General features: G+C 73.0%; 14 protein-coding genes. 7 read left to right on the forward strand and 7 right to left on the reverse strand.

Annotation, left to right across the window (positions count from 1 at the left end):
• Complete coding sequence (locus HN013_RS16635; RefSeq protein WP_171166934.1) at positions 1 to 1,056, reverse strand: bile acid:sodium symporter family protein; 1,056 nt, start codon at positions 1,054 to 1,056, stop codon at positions 1 to 3.
• Positions 1,057 to 1,141: 85 nt separating this feature from the next.
• Here HN013_RS16635 and HN013_RS16640 point away from each other — a divergent pair, with 85 nt between their 5' ends.
• From HN013_RS16640 to HN013_RS16650, 3 genes are all read left to right on the forward strand, one after another.
• Positions 1,142 to 2,041, forward strand: a complete 900-nt coding sequence (locus HN013_RS16640; RefSeq protein ID WP_171166935.1) for a LysR family transcriptional regulator — start codon at positions 1,142 to 1,144, stop codon at positions 2,039 to 2,041.
• A 176-nt stretch (positions 2,042 to 2,217) separates the two neighbouring features.
• On the forward strand, positions 2,218 to 4,050 hold the full coding sequence (locus HN013_RS16645; RefSeq protein WP_171166936.1) for a long-chain fatty acid--CoA ligase: 1,833 nt from the start codon (positions 2,218 to 2,220) through the stop codon (positions 4,048 to 4,050).
• Between the two features lie 134 nt (positions 4,051 to 4,184).
• The gene (locus tag HN013_RS16650) at positions 4,185 to 5,027 is read left to right on the forward strand and encodes an aldo/keto reductase (RefSeq protein ID WP_312018623.1); all 843 of its coding nucleotides are present in this window, start codon (positions 4,185 to 4,187) and stop codon (positions 5,025 to 5,027) included.
• Positions 5,028 to 5,194: 167 nt separating this feature from the next.
• On the opposite strand, the gene HN013_RS16655 is transcribed toward HN013_RS16650, so the two are convergent.
• Positions 5,195 to 5,503, reverse strand: a complete 309-nt coding sequence (locus HN013_RS16655; protein WP_171166938.1) for a 4a-hydroxytetrahydrobiopterin dehydratase — start codon at positions 5,501 to 5,503, stop codon at positions 5,195 to 5,197.
• A gap of 120 nt (positions 5,504 to 5,623) precedes the next feature.
• Here HN013_RS16655 and HN013_RS16660 point away from each other — a divergent pair, with 120 nt between their 5' ends.
• Entirely contained in the window at positions 5,624 to 6,430 is an 807-nt protein-coding gene (locus HN013_RS16660) for a helix-turn-helix domain-containing protein (protein ID WP_171166939.1), read from the forward strand.
• Here the strand turns inward: HN013_RS16660 and HN013_RS16665 are convergent.
• From HN013_RS16665 to HN013_RS16675, 3 genes are all read right to left on the reverse strand, one after another.
• Entirely contained in the window at positions 6,420 to 6,788 is a 369-nt protein-coding gene (locus tag HN013_RS16665) for a nuclear transport factor 2 family protein (protein ID WP_171167002.1), read from the reverse strand. The two genes, HN013_RS16660 and HN013_RS16665, sit on opposite strands and share 11 nt — an antisense overlap.
• Positions 6,789 to 6,975: 187 nt before the next feature.
• Entirely contained in the window at positions 6,976 to 7,629 is a 654-nt protein-coding gene (locus tag HN013_RS16670) for a response regulator transcription factor (RefSeq protein ID WP_171166940.1), read from the reverse strand.
• Positions 7,626 to 8,762 (reverse strand): histidine kinase, encoded by a 1,137-nt coding sequence (locus tag HN013_RS16675; protein WP_171166941.1) that lies wholly within the window; start codon positions 8,760 to 8,762, stop codon positions 7,626 to 7,628. The genes HN013_RS16670 and HN013_RS16675 overlap by 4 nt, the downstream gene beginning before the upstream one ends.
• Positions 8,763 to 8,893: 131 nt before the next feature.
• On the opposite strand from HN013_RS16675, the gene HN013_RS16680 reads away from it, so the two are divergent.
• Positions 8,894 to 9,658, forward strand: coding sequence for a class I SAM-dependent methyltransferase (locus HN013_RS16680; protein ID WP_171166942.1), 765 nt, complete (start codon positions 8,894 to 8,896; stop codon positions 9,656 to 9,658).
• 4 nt (positions 9,659 to 9,662) lie between these two features.
• Here the strand turns inward: HN013_RS16680 and HN013_RS16685 are convergent, their stop codons facing one another.
• The gene (locus HN013_RS16685) at positions 9,663 to 11,078 is read right to left on the reverse strand and encodes an amino acid permease (RefSeq protein ID WP_171166943.1); all 1,416 of its coding nucleotides are present in this window, start codon (positions 11,076 to 11,078) and stop codon (positions 9,663 to 9,665) included.
• A gap of 377 nt (positions 11,079 to 11,455) precedes the next feature.
• Here HN013_RS16685 and HN013_RS16690 point away from each other — a divergent pair, with 377 nt between their 5' ends.
• Positions 11,456 to 12,295, forward strand: coding sequence for a cyclopropane-fatty-acyl-phospholipid synthase family protein (locus HN013_RS16690; protein WP_171166944.1), 840 nt, complete (start codon positions 11,456 to 11,458; stop codon positions 12,293 to 12,295).
• 34 nt (positions 12,296 to 12,329) lie between these two features.
• On the opposite strand, the gene HN013_RS16695 is transcribed toward HN013_RS16690, so the two are convergent.
• The gene (locus tag HN013_RS16695) at positions 12,330 to 13,121 is read right to left on the reverse strand and encodes an SGNH/GDSL hydrolase family protein (protein ID WP_171166945.1); all 792 of its coding nucleotides are present in this window, start codon (positions 13,119 to 13,121) and stop codon (positions 12,330 to 12,332) included.
• Positions 13,122 to 13,237: 116 nt separating this feature from the next.
• Here HN013_RS16695 and HN013_RS16700 point away from each other — a divergent pair, with 116 nt between their 5' ends.
• Entirely contained in the window at positions 13,238 to 13,765 is a 528-nt protein-coding gene (locus HN013_RS16700; protein WP_171166946.1) for a GNAT family N-acetyltransferase, read from the forward strand.
• Positions 13,766 to 13,811: the final 46 nt, after the last annotated feature.

Raw genomic sequence — 13,811 nt, forward strand, 5'->3', positions numbered from 1 at the left:
TCAACCGGCCCGCTGAGCAGGGGCGTTCGCCGGGGCGGCCGGGGGAGGCACGGGAAGGGACCCGGCTCCGTTCCCGGCTCCGTCGGTCTCCGCCTGGCGGGCGAAGCGTTTGGCGAGGACGGCGCAGACCATCAGTTGGAGCTGGTGGAAGAGCATCAGGGGCAGGACGGCGAGGCTGGCGTCGGCTCCGAAGAGGACGGTGGCCATAGGGAGTCCGGCGGCGAGGCTCTTCTTGGAGCCGGCGAAGACGACGGCGATCCGGTCCTCGCGTCCGAAGCCGAGCCGGCGGGCGCCGAAGCCGGTGAGGGTGAGCATGAACGCCAGCAGCACCGCTTCGACGCCCAGCAGGGCCAGCAGCCGCCACGGCGTCACCTGGCTCCAGACGCCGCGCACCATGCCGGCGCTGAACGCCGCGTAGACGACCAGCAGTACCGAGGTGCGGTCGACGCGGCCCAGGACGGTGCGGTGGCGGGTGAGGAAGCCGCCGACCCAGGGCCGCAGCGACTGGCCGGCGAGGAAGGGGACCAGCAACTGGAGCACGATCGACAGCAGTGAGTCGAGCGAGAAGCCGGCCCCGCTGTTGCCGAGCAGTGCCGCCGCGAGCAGCGGTGTGAGGACGATGCCCACGAGGCTGGAGAACGAGCCCGCGCAGATGGCGGCGGCCACGTTGCCGCGGGCGATGGAGGTGAAGGCGATCGACGACTGGACGGTGGACGGCACCAGGCACAGGAAGAGCAGGCCGTCGTGGAGGCTCGGTGTCAGGACGTAGGGGACGAGGCCGCGGGCGGCGAGCCCGAGCAGGGGGAAGACCACGAAGGTGCATATCAGGACCGTCGTGTGCAGTCGCCAGTGCCGCAGCCCCTCCACGGTCTCCCGGGTGGAGAGCCGGGCACCGTAGAGGAAGAAGAGCAGGGCCACCACGACCTTGGCGGCGCCGTCCGCGACCGTGGCCACCGGGCCGCGGGCGGGCAGCACCACGGCCAGCAGGACCGTGCCGAGCAGCGCGGCGATGTAGGGGTCGACGGGTATCCGGGACAGGAGGGCGGGTCGGCGCATGTCCGCCAGCCTGCCTCGGGACAGGCTCATCGGGAACCCCATTCACCGCGCTGACTGCTATCGCGATCCGCGATAAGCTGGGGTCATGTTCGATCCGGCGCAATTGCGGACCTTCCTGGCCGTCTCCCAGACGCTCAGCTTCACGCAGGCCGCCCACCGCCTGGGGGTGCGCCAGTCGACCGTCAGCCAGCAGGTGCGCCGGCTGGAGGAGGCGGCCGGGCGGCAGCTGTTCGTCCGCGACACGCACACCGTCGCGCTGACCGAGGACGGCGAGGCGATGCTCGGCTTCGCCCGCACCATCCTGGAGGCCAACGAACGGGCGGCCCACTGGTTCGCGGGGACGCGGCTGCGCGGGCGGCTCCGTTTCGGCGCCTCGGAGGACTTCGTCCTGACCCGGCTGCCCGAGGTCCTGGAACGCTTCCGGCGCGACCACCCGGAGGTCGACCTGGAGCTCACCGTCGACCTGTCGGACACGCTCCACGAGCAGCTGGTCTCCGGGCGCTTCGACCTCGTGCTCGCCAAGCGCCACCCCCGGCAGCCGCAGGAAGACCGGCTCGAAGGCCGGCTCGTCTGGCGCGACCGCCTGGTGTGGATCGGCAGCGAACGGCTGCGCCTGGACGCCCACCGGCCCCTGCCCCTCGTCGTCTTCCCACCCCCGGCGGTGACCCGGGCGCGGGCCCTGGAAGTGCTGGAGCGGCACGGCCGGGCCTGGCGGGTGACCTGTACGAGCCGCAGCCTCAACGGCCTGGTCGCGGCGGCCCGCGCCGGGCTGGGCGTGATGGCCCACACCCGGGGGATGATCCCGCCCGGCCTGGTGCGCGTGCCGGCCCGCGCCGGGCTGCCCGAGCTCGGCGCCATCGACGTGGTGCTGCTGCACGGTCCGGGCCGCGAGCGGGACGGCGCCGCCCGCGGCAGCGCGGACGCACTGGCCCGCGCGATCCTGGCGGCCGGCGACCGGCTGCACACCCCGGCCGACGACGGCTGAGGCACCGCCCCGGCGCCTCCGGCGACTCCCCGCTCCACTCCCCCTGTCGTGGCAGGTCACGGAGATTTCGTGCAGATACGGTCGAGCCCCGTCCGTGCACTGGAACCTCAGGGTTCGCCGGTATGGGATCGGGTACGGTCACCGGCGCTGTGCGGAGCGTGGCAAGGAGCGAGGATTTGCGCGAGATCACCGTCCCACCCCTGGTACCGGTACCGTCCGCCGGCAATCTGGCGGACATCGTGTTCGAGCACGCCGCCGTGGACCCCGAGCGGGTCGCGTTCGGCCGCAAGGAGGCGGACGGCTGGCGGGACGTGACCGCGAGGGCCTTCCGGGACGAGGTCATGGCCGTGGCCAAGGGCCTGCTCGCGCAGGGCGTCCGCGACGGCGACCGGGTCGCGATCGTCTCCCGGACGCGCTACGAGTGGACGCTCTTCGACTTCGCCCTCTGGTGTGTCGGCGCCCAGTCCGTACCGCTGTACCCGGCGTCCTCCGCCGAGCAGCTCTTCTGGACCCTGCACGACGCGGAGGTCTCCGCCTGCGTCGTCGAGCACGAGGACCACGCCATGACCGTCGGTTCTGTCGTCGACCGGCTGCCGGGCCTGCACCGGCTCTGGCAGCTGGACGCGGGCGCCGTCGAGGAGCTGACGGAGGCCGGTGCCGGGATCGACGACGAGGAGGTCCACCGGCGGCGCAGAGCGGTCACCCCCGACTCGCCGGCCACCGTCCTCTACACCGCGGGTACCACGGGCCGACCCAAGGGCTGCGTCCTCACCCACGCCAACTTCATGGCGGAGACCGACAACATCGTCCGGCGCTTCGGCCCCGTCTTCAGCCCGCCCTCCGGGGAGGAGGCGGGCACCCTGCTCGTCCTGCCGCTCGCCCATATCCTCGGCCGGATGGTGCAGGTCGCCGCCGTGCGCGCCGGGGTCAGGGTGGGCCACCAGGCGCGGACCTCGGGGCCGGTGCTGCTGCCCGAGCTGCGGAGCTTCCGTCCGACGTTCCTGGCCACGGTCCCATACCTGTTCGAGAAGATCTTCGCCGCGGCCCGGCGCGAGGCGGAGCGGGCGGGCAAGGAGCGGCCGTTCGACAAGGCCGTGGAGGTGGCCGTGCGCTACGCGAGCGCGCTGGAGGACCGGGCGTTCGGCACCGGCCCGGGACCGGGGACCGCGCTGCGCGTGCAACGGCAGGTGTTCGACAAGCTGGTCTACTCCAAGATCCGGGAGAGCCTGGGCGGACGGATGCGGTTCGCGCTGTCGGGCGGTGCCGTCCTGGAACGGCGCCTCGGCCTGTTCTTCGCGGGCGCCGGGATCACCCTCGTCGAGGGCTACGGCCTGACGGAGAGCACGGCCGCCGCGACGGCCAACCCCCCGGAGCGCCCGCGCTTCGGCACGGTCGGCCCACCCGTCCCCGGCACGAGCGTGCGCATCGCGGACGACGGCGAGGTGTTGCTGCGCGGCGGACACGTCTTCGCCGGGTACCTGGACGACCCGCGCGGCACCGGGACGGTGTTCCGCGACGGATGGCTGGCGACCGGGGACCTGGGCGTGCTCGACGACGACGGGTATCTGACGATAAGAGGCCGCAAGACGGAGACGCTGGTGACCTGCGGCGGGACGGGTGTCCTGCCGTCGGCGCCGGAGGAACGGGTCCGGGCGCACCCGCTCGTCGACCGCTGTCTCGTCGTGGGCAACGGCCGCCCCTTCCTCGCCGCGCTGATCACGCTGGACCGCCCGGCCGTCGCGCACTGGTTCGCGATGCGGGAGCGGCCCGTCCCGCCGCCCGGCGAGCTGGTGCGCGACCCGGAGCTGGAGGCGGAGATCCGGGAGGCCGTGGTGGCCGCCAACGCGCAGGCGCCGCCGGACGAGTCGATCCGGACGTTCCGGATCCTCACCGGACAGTTCACCGAGGAGCAGGGGCTGCTGACGCCCACCATGAAGCTCAAACGGCGCGCCATAGAGAAGACGTACGCCACCGAGGTCGACGCCCTCTACCAGCACACCGCGTTCTGACAAGCTCCCGCCGAACCCGGAGAACGCCCGTACTCGGTGCTCGGGAAATCCATGGGATGCACGGGAATGGGCAGGTCCGCTTTCTTGTTGACGCCTGGAGCAAGCAGCCGTCAGCACGTAAGGAACGATCGCTTGTGAGCAAGGTCCCTTCCATCACCCTCAACAACGGTGTGCGCATGCCGCAGCTCGGCTACGGCGTCTGGCAGGTGCCGGACGACGAGGCCACCGCCGCCGTGACCAACGCCCTGGAGGCGGGGTACCGCAGCATCGACACCGCTGCGGTCTACCAGAACGAGGAGGGCACGGGAAAGGCCATCGCCGCCTCGGGCATCGCCCGCGAGGACCTTTTCGTCACGACCAAACTGTGGAACAGCGCCTCCGAGACCTGGACGCGTGACAACGTCCTGCGCGAGTTCGACGCCTCCCTGTCCCGGCTCGGCCTGGACCATGTGGACCTCTACCTGCTCCACTGGCCGCGCCCGATGCGCGAGGACTACGTCACCATCCTGCGCGCCTTCGCCGAGATCGCGGAGAGCGGCCGGGCCCGGGCCGTCGGTGTCTCCAACTTCCAGCCCGAGCACCTGAAGCGCGTGCTGGAGGAGACCCCGGTCGTCCCCGCCGTCAACCAGGTGGAGCTGCACCCCTACCACCAGCAGGCCGCGCTGCGCGCGTTCCACGCCGACCACGGCATCGTCACCGAGGCGTGGTCGCCGCTGGGCCAGGGCAAGGAGCTCCTGGGCGACCCCGTCGTCACCCGCGTCGCCGCAAAGCACGGCCGGACCCCCGCGCAGACCGTGCTGCGCTGGCACCTCCAGCTCGGCCACGTGGCCATCCCCAAGTCCGTGACCCCGGAGCGCATCCGCGAGAACATCGACGTCTTCGGCTTCGAGCTGGACGGCGAGGACATGGCGGCGTTCTCCGCCCTCGACAGCGGCACCCGGCTCGGGCCGCACCCCGACACCTTCGACGAGTCCTGAGCACCCCTCGGGGTTCGAAGGACTCCCGGAGGAGTTCCGAGAGACCCCGTCCGTGTACCGCGGGGGCAGTACACGGGCGGGGTCTCGGCAGGCCGGTCCCGCAACCGCAGGACGACCCCATAACCCGCAAACGGGCGTGACCCGCAGGCCGGTCCCGTACCCGCAGGTCAGCCCCGCGCCCCGTGCCCGGAGGCCACCGCCTCGATCCTCCGCGCGAGCTCGATGTCCAGGCCGGTCACCTTTCCGCCCACACTGTGCGTGTTGACGGCGATATCCACCTTGTTGTATCCCAGGGTGATCTCGGCGTGATGCCCCAACTCCTCCTGGGTCACAGAGATATGGAGCACCAGAGCCGCCGCCGGGGCATGCCCGGCGAAGGTGTACGTGCGGCGCAGCAGCACCCCGTCCGACGACCAGCCGGGGAGCTCCCGGAGGCGGTCCTCGACGTCCTTCTGCGACAGCGGTTCGACCGTCATGACAGCGATCCTTTCTCGGATTCGTCGCGCCCGTGCACCGTGTCCGCCGGTACCCCAAGCCTCCCACGGGGCGGGGGTTGTTTCGCGTCGACTTGAGGGATTCCGGGTTACGGTCGCGGCATGACGACTACTGCGACCGAGACGGGCCGCCACGTGGGTCCACTGCTGCGCTCGTGGCGGAGCCGCCGTCGGATCAGCCAGCTGGAACTGGCCCTGCGCGCGGACTCCTCGGCCCGGCACATCAGCTTCATAGAGACGGGCCGGTCCCGGCCGAGCGAGGAGATGGTGCTGCGCCTCGCGGACCACTTGGACGTTCCGGTGCGGGAGCGGAACACCCTGCTCGTCGCCGCGGGCTACGCACCGCACTTTCCGGAACGCGCGCTGGACGACCCGGCCCTGGGGGGAATGCGCGAGGGGCTGGAGCAGCTGCTCCGCGGCTACGAGCCGTTCCCCGCGCTGGTCGTCGACGGCACCTACCAGGTGTTGGCGGCCAACCAGGGGGTCGCCCTGCTGATGGAGGGCGTCTCCGAGGAGCTGCTCACGCCGCCGCTGAACTCCATGCGGCTCACCCTCCACCCGCGGGGCATGGCGCCGCGGATCCGCAACTTCATGGAGTGGCGCTGCCATCTGCTGCACCAGATGGACCGCCAGCTGGCCCTGATGCGGTCGGCACCGCTGCGTGCCCTGTACGACGAGGTCACCGGCTTCCCCATGCCGGACCCCTGTGGCGAGGAGCGGATGGCCGACCGGTCCGTGCCCGTCGCGCTCCCGATGGTGATCGAGCACGGCGGCCGGACGCTGTCGTTCATCTCCACCATCGCCACCTTCAACACCCCGCTGGACGTGACCGTCTCCGAGCTGGCGCTGGAGACCTTCCTCCCCGCCGACCCGGAGACGGCCGCGTACCTCCGGGGGCTCACGCCGTAGCGGGGACCCGGTCCAGAAAGCCGAGGACGCTGCGGATGCGGCCGTCCTCGGCGAGCACGGCCACGTCGGATCCGGCGGCGGGAGCGGAGCCGTCGGCGGTGGAGACCAGCTCCCAGCCGAAGCGGACGGTGTTGTGGTGCCCGTCCGGTTCGCCGGAAAGCCGGAACTCGAAGCCGGGGAACTGCTCGTGGGCGGCGGCTATCACGGCGGCGATCCGCTCGTGGCCGGTGACGTCGGCCATCGGGTCGGTGTAGGAGCCGTCCTCCGTCCAGGCGGCGGCGACGGCCCCGGCGAGGGAGGCCGCGTCGGCGTTCCAGGCGGCGAAGTAACGGGTGAGGGCGGTCTCGTACGCGGACATGGTCCAACTCTCCTTGTGCTGAAGTTCCATGGGGCCTCCGAACCCGAGCGCCCCGGGTCCGGAGGCATGACCACAGCCTGCCCGGTGCGGGGGCGGGCGGCGATTACCTCCCAGGTAGCGGCCTGCTGAATCAGCCCGTCCGGCGTTTGAGGACAACCGCGCGCAGGCTCCCGTGAGGACCCGCACGTCAGCCCGTACCGAGCCCCGCGTCCCGCGCGCACAGCGCGGCCTGCACCCGGTTGCCCACCTCCAGCGCCGCCAGGATCCGGCTGACGTGTGCCTTGACCGTGCTCTCCCGCATCCCCAGCGCGGTGGCGATCTCGGCGTTGGACGCGCCGCCGCCGAGCAGTGCGAGGACGTCGGTCTCGCGGGGCGTCAGGCGTTCCACCCGGGCCCGGGCCGCGCGGCCGGCCGGGGGGGCCGCGTCGTGGTAGCGGTCGATGAGGCGGCGGGCGGCGTGGGGGTGCAGCATCGCCTGGCCTGCCGCGACGACCTCCACGGCGCGGACGATCTCCGCGGGGTCGGTGTCCTTGAGGAGGAACCCGGACGCCCCGGCGGCGAGCGCGTCGTAGACGTACTGGTCGAGGTCGAAGGTGGTCAGCACGACGACCTGCGGCGGGTCCGGCAGGGCGCGCAGCCGGCGGGTGGCCTCGATGCCGTCCATGCGGGGCATCCGGACGTCCATCAGGGCCACGTCGATCCGGTGGGTGCGGGCGAGCTCCAACGCCTCGGTCCCGTCGGCCCCCTGGGCGGCGACGGCGATGCCCGGGGCGTCGTCGAGGATGTCGGCGAGGGCGAGCCGGACCAGCCGGTCGTCGTCCACGATCATGGTCCGGATCATGCTGCTCCCGATGCCTGCCGGCCGGTCCCGGGGAAGGTCGCGGCCATGCGCCAGCCCCCGTTGCCGGACGGTCCGTATTCCAGTCGGCCGCCGAGCGCGGTCACGCGTTCGGTCAGCCCGACGAGACCGTATCCGCTGCCGAGGCCCGCGGCCTCGGACGGGGTGCCGGCGACGTTGTGGACCTCGACGGTGGAGTCCGGCGGCCCGTAGCGGACGGTGACCCGGACGGGGGCGCCGGAGGCGTGCTTGCGGGCGTTGGTCAGGGCCTCCTGGACGACGCGGTGGACGGCGAGGCGGTGGCTGACCGGGACGGACTCGCTGCTGCCCGCGATGTCCGCCTCGACCGTCTGTCCGGCCGCGCGCGCCTCCGCCAGCAGCTCCGACAGCTCGCGCAGTCCCGGGACCCGGCGGTCCGCCGCGTCCGGCTCCTCGGTGTGGCGCAGCGCCCCGAGGACGTCGCGCAGGTCGGCGAGGGCCTCGGTGGAGGTGGTGCGGAGCAGTCCCAGCCGTTCGGCGACCGGTTCGGGGAGTCCGGTGGCGCGGCGTTGCAGGGCTCCGGCGTGCAGGGCGAGGACGGTCAGCCGGTGGGCGAGGACGTCGTGCATCTCGGCGGCGATGCGGGCGCGTTCGCCGAGCCGGGCCTGTTCGGCCCGGAGTTCACGCTCGACGCGTAGGTGCTCGACCTGTTCGTCGAGGGCGGCGACCAGCCGTTGGTGGCTGCCGGCCCACAGGCCGAGGGCGAGGACCGCCGCCAGGGGCATGAAGGGGCCGTAGAGGTGCATGGTCCACAGGTTCTGGTGGTCGTCGGCGAAGCGGTTGCCGATCATGGCGACGGCCACGCAGAAGAGGGCCGGCACGAGCCGGCCGCGGCGGACGGACCGGAAGAGGACGACCAGCAGCGGCGGGGCGATGCCGGACACCACGGCGGTGGCGACGGTGACGGCCGCGGCGGACACCGGGTACCGCGCGCGGAGGGCCACGGCGGCGGTCGCGGCGGCGGCGAGGGCGACGCGGAGGCTGAGCCAGTCGGCCCCGGCCTGCACGTACGCCTCCTGCACCGACAGGACGCCGACCACGCCGACGACGAGGACCTCGGCCCACCAGGGCCACTTCCGGTTGGTCACATTGAGCACCTGCCCAGCGTAGGCAGGGGGCGGCGCGCGGACGTCGGCCGTTCGGGCACGCGGACCCCCGACTTCGGTAGGGGGTTCGCGGTGACCGTCGGCCGATGGCCGGGGCTTTTCCCGTACCTAGCGTCGTGGCCATGGAACCGACGACCACCTCGACCGCCCCTTTCGACTCGATAGCCCCCGTCCGGGCCGCCGGTGCCGGGACGCCGTCCCGCCAGGCCGGTCCCCTCGCCTTCCTTCGCGAGGCCACCCGCACCTTCCGGACCACCGGAGCCATCGCCCCCAGCGGGCACAGCCTCGCCTGCCGTCTCGCCCAGCCGCTCGCGGGCCGGGCGTACCGGGACGGTCGTCCGCTGGCGGTGCTGGAGGCCGGTGCGGGGACGGGGACGGTCACGCGGGTGCTGGCCGAGATGCTGGACCGGCCGGGCGACCGGCTGGACGTGGTGGAGTTCAATCCCCGGTTCGTCCGGATGCTGGAGGGGCTGCTGCGCACGGAGCCCGCGATGGTGGCGGCCGGTGACCGGCTGCGGCTGATCCCGGAGTCGATCACCGAGCTCGACCTGGGCGAACACCGTTACGACGTGATCGTTTCCTGTCTTCCGTTCACCAATTTCACACCGGAGACGGTCGGGAAGATCCTCGCGCAGTACCTCCGCGCGCTCGTCCCGGGCGGCCACCTCACCTTCTTCGCCTACCTGGGCACGCAGCACCTCCGCACCCTGACCGCCGGTCCGGCCGAGGCCCGCAGGCACCGGGCGGTGACCGCCCTGCTGGACGCGTTCGTGGCCCAGCACAGCGTCGGGCGGCACATCGTCTGGGACAACGTGCCGCCCGCCCGGGTGCACCACCTGCGCACCCCCATTGACCACGGCGACCTGTGCGCCGTGCGTGTCTGCTGAGGCGTCAGCCTCCCACGACCCGCTCCGGCGCCGGACCGGCGGCCTCCACGGCCCCGGTCCCCTCCGACGCGGCCCGTCGCTCCGCCGTCCCCGTGGGCCGCTCCGGCGAGCGACGGGCCGCCATCCACGCGTAGACGAGAACGCCGGCGAACAGGAAGAGCACCCCCTGGTAGACGGCCTTGTAGCCGGCGCCCGCGACCAGCCAGAAGGAGAACGCGAACGCGCCGAGCGCGAGCACCAGGTCCCGGGTCAGGTGCCCGGCGCGCACCCGGTCACGGCGGCCCGTCAGCAGGTAGTACACCTGGGCGGCGGCGGACAGCAGGTACGGCACGGTCGCGGAGAACGTGGTGACCAGCACCAGGATCTCGAAGACGCCGCCCGCGCCCGAGACGTAGTTGATCACCGTGAGCGCGGTGGCCAGCACCGCCGCGGCGAGCACGCCCACCGTCGGCACACCGCGCCGCTTGCGGGCGAAGACGGCGGGGAAGAGCCCGTCCTTCGCCGCCGCGTACGGGGCCTGCGCGCTCATCAGCGTCCAGCCGTTGAGCGCGCCCACGATGGAGATCACGGCGGCGGCGGCGATCAGCGTGCCGCCCCACTCCCCGCCGAACATCGCGTCGACGGCGTCCGAGAAGGGCGCCGTCGAGTCGACCAGCTCGCCGTGCGGGACGGTGCCGAAGACCGAGAGCGTGCCCAGCAGGTAGACCAGCGCCGCGCCGATGGTGCCGAGCACGCTCGCCCGGCCGACGTTGCGCTCCGGGTCGCGGACTTCGCCCGCGCTCATCGCCGCCGACTCGACGCCGACGTAGCTGTAGAGCAGGATCGCCGCCGACGCGGTCAGGCTGCCGGCCCAGCTGCCGCCGCCCTCGTTGAAGCCGCCGAGGTTGTCCGGGTCGAAGTAGAACAGACCGACGACCGCCACGAACAGCAGCGGAACGAACTTGAGCACGGTGGAGACCAGTTGGACGGCCCCCACCCAGCGGGTGCCGGCGAGGTTCGCCAGGGCCGGCAGCCACAGCATTACCAGGGCGACCGCCAGGTCCGTGCCCATGGAGCCGTCGCTGTCGGTCAGCGCGTGGAAGTAGCCGACGCCGGCCACCGCGAGGGCGGCGTTGCTCACCCAGGTCATGGTCCAGTACGACCAGGCCGAGAGGAATCCGGCGAAGTCGCCGAACGCCTCGCGCGCGTACACGTACGGGCCGCCGGTCCGGGGATGCCGCTGGGCGAGCCGGCCGAAGACGAGGGCGAGCGCGATGGCCCCGACGGTCAGCACGCCGAAGGCGAGCAGGCTGACGGTGCCGTACGGAGCGACGGACGCGGGCAGCAGGAAGATGCCGCCGCCGATGATGTTCCCCATGACCAGCGCTATCGCCGTGGGGAGGCCGAAACGGCGCGTGGGGGTGCCGTCGGTGTCGTGCATGAGGTGGTGCGCCTCTCATCCTGCGGGCAGGTCGCAGATCTGTGCGACAGAAGCACATGGTGACCAGTGGGGAGCAAGGTGCAAAATCGCTCTCTTTTGTCCCGTGCGAGCCGCCTCGCGACCGTAAAAGGTCCAGCCGAGCGGCCCGCAGGCCGTGATTCGTCCACCCGGTCACGGCCGGGCCGACGGCGGGTCCCGGCCGCGCGCACGCGGTTTGTGCCCCCAATACGCCGATACGCGCCCTTCCACCCCCGCGGGCGCCGGGGCAACGTTCAGCCACACGGGCACGCGTCGTCCGGCCCTACCGCCGCCGGGCACCGAGGAACGCCGGCGAACGCGGCCCCTCCGTTCACCGCCCCACGACGGGAGACCCCGCCATGACCAGTGGCAACCCTGCCGTGACATCCCAGGACGTCGCGGAACTCTACGACCGTTACAGCGAGCGCACCGCCGCGCTCCTCGGCGGCAGCATCCACTTCGGCCACTGGCCCGACGCCGCCGGAGGCGGCTCCGTCGCGGAGGCGTCCGACCGCATGACCCGGCTGATGACCGACTGCCTCGGGGCCGGGCCCGGCGACCACGTCCTGGACATCGGCTGCGGCACCGGCCGCCCCGCCCTCCGGCTCGCCCGGACCACGGGCGCCTCCGTCACGGGCATCACCGTCAGCACCCGGCAGGTCCACCTGGCGACCGCCGCGGCGGCGGCCGAAGGGCTGGCCGACCGGGTCGTCTTCCGGTACGCGGACGCCGCCGACCTCCCCTTTCCACCCGGGTCCTTCGACGCCGCCTGGCTCTTCGAGTCCCTGCTCCACATGCCCGACCCGCGCCGGGTGCTGCTCGGGATCGCCGATGTGCTGCGCCCCGGCGGCCGGCTGGCCATCGCCAACGTGGTCGAGCGGGCGCCACTGCCCCCGGAGAGCCGTCCGGCGCTCGACACCTTCTGCGCGCTCAACCGGATCGCCGCCGTCCTGCCGATCACCGACTACCCGGCGCTGGTCGCCGACGGCGGTCTCGTCCTCGAGCGCCTGACCGACGTCTCCGACCACAGCGTCCCGCAGACCTTCGGAGCCCTCTGCGCGACCCTCCGGGCCACCGAGGCCGACGCCCCGGCCGAGGAGGACCGGGAGGAGCGCCGTTCCCTGCTCGCGGCGATGGAACGGCTCGCGGTGACGCCGGAGGTGGGCTACGCGATCGTCGTCGCCTCGAAGCCCCGGTGAGACGGACCGCCGCGGGGCCGGCTCGGGTCACGGTTCAGAGATGCCGCCCCAGGAGCCCGAAGTACCCGCGGTATCCGCCCCCGTTGGGGTGGTACGACTCCCAGAACGCCGGCCCGGCCGGGTTGATCCAGGGCGCTCCGGTACACGCGCCGTGCCCCGCGAAGGTCCGGCGGGCGTCGAGGTAGGTGAACCCCGCGGCGCGGGCCCGGTCGGCGATCACCGCGTCGAGGTGGTCGAGCGCGGCGTCCATCCGCCGGGCGTTCGGCGGGGAGGGGATCGCGCACGGGGCGGGGCCGAAGAGGTACGGGTAGCCGAGCACCACCACGCGCGCGTGCGGCGCCCGTTGGCCGATCGCGTGGTACACGGCGTCGAGCCGGGCGGGCAGCTCGTGGTCCATCGCCTGCTCGGCCCTCCGGGCCTCCCCCGCGCACGCGCCGTCCGTCCCGATGCTGCAGGCGAGCATCACCCGGGAGTAGTCGACGTCGTTGCCGCCCAGGGTCAGGGTGACCAGCCGCGTCCCGGCGTCCAGCGCGGACAGCTGCTTCCGCGTCACGTCACGGGTGGTGGCGCCCGCGCAGGCGGGGAACCGGAAGTCCCGCACGCCGTGCGCGGCGGCCCACAACGGGCCGTACGCGCGCGGGCTTCTGAAGCACAGTCCGGACGACAGGTCGTAGCCGCCCGCGCCGAGGCCGGACGAGAAGGAGTCGCCGAGGGCGGCGTACGAGGCGGGCGGTCCGGCGGCGGCGCTCGGCGGCCCGGACCAGAGCAGGGACGAGGTGACGGCGAGGACGGCGGCGAGGCGTGCCGCACGGAGGGTCGGACGCACGTGGGCTCCCTGGTGTGAGGGCGGTGGGCCGTTCCTACCACCGCGAGGTGGCCGAAGCCCGGCCGATCGCGGCCCGATTCACCTCTAAGGGGCGTGTGAGTGGGCAGGATGCCCCCATGACGATCACCCTGCGGACCCCGCGACTCACGCTGCGCCGCTGGCGCGAGGACGACCTCGAACCGATGGCTGCCATCAACGCCGATCCGGAAGTGATGCGGTGGATCGGGGACGGTTCCGTACAGGACCGCGACCTGACGGCCACGAGGATCGCCGCGTGGGAACGGGAGTGGGAGGAGCAGGGCATCGGCCTGTTCGCGGCCGAACTGCGCGCCGACGGACGGCTGGCCGGTTTCGTCGGGCTGTCCGTCCCCCACTTCCTGCCCGAGGTCCTGCCCGCGGTCGAGATCGGGTGGCGGCTCGGGCGGCCCTTCTGGGGGCGCGGCCTGGCGACCGAAGGGGCGCGCGCCGTACTGGACTTCGCACTGCGGAACCGGGGGCTGGCGCGGATCGTCAGCATCCACGCCGTGGGGAACGACGCGTCGGAGCGCGTCATGCGCAAGCTCGGGATGCGGTGCGAGCGGGAGACGAGACATCCGGTGCTCGGGACGCCTCTGCGGGTCCATGTCCTGGAGGCGAGGTTGTAGGCGTCCGGCGGCCGGGGCCCGGAGCGGGGGCGTGTGCCTTCCGCCC

The sequence above is a fragment of the Streptomyces sp. I05A-00742 genome (genome assembly GCF_013055795.1).
Classification (GTDB): Bacteria; Actinomycetota; Actinomycetes; order Streptomycetales; family Streptomycetaceae; genus Streptomyces.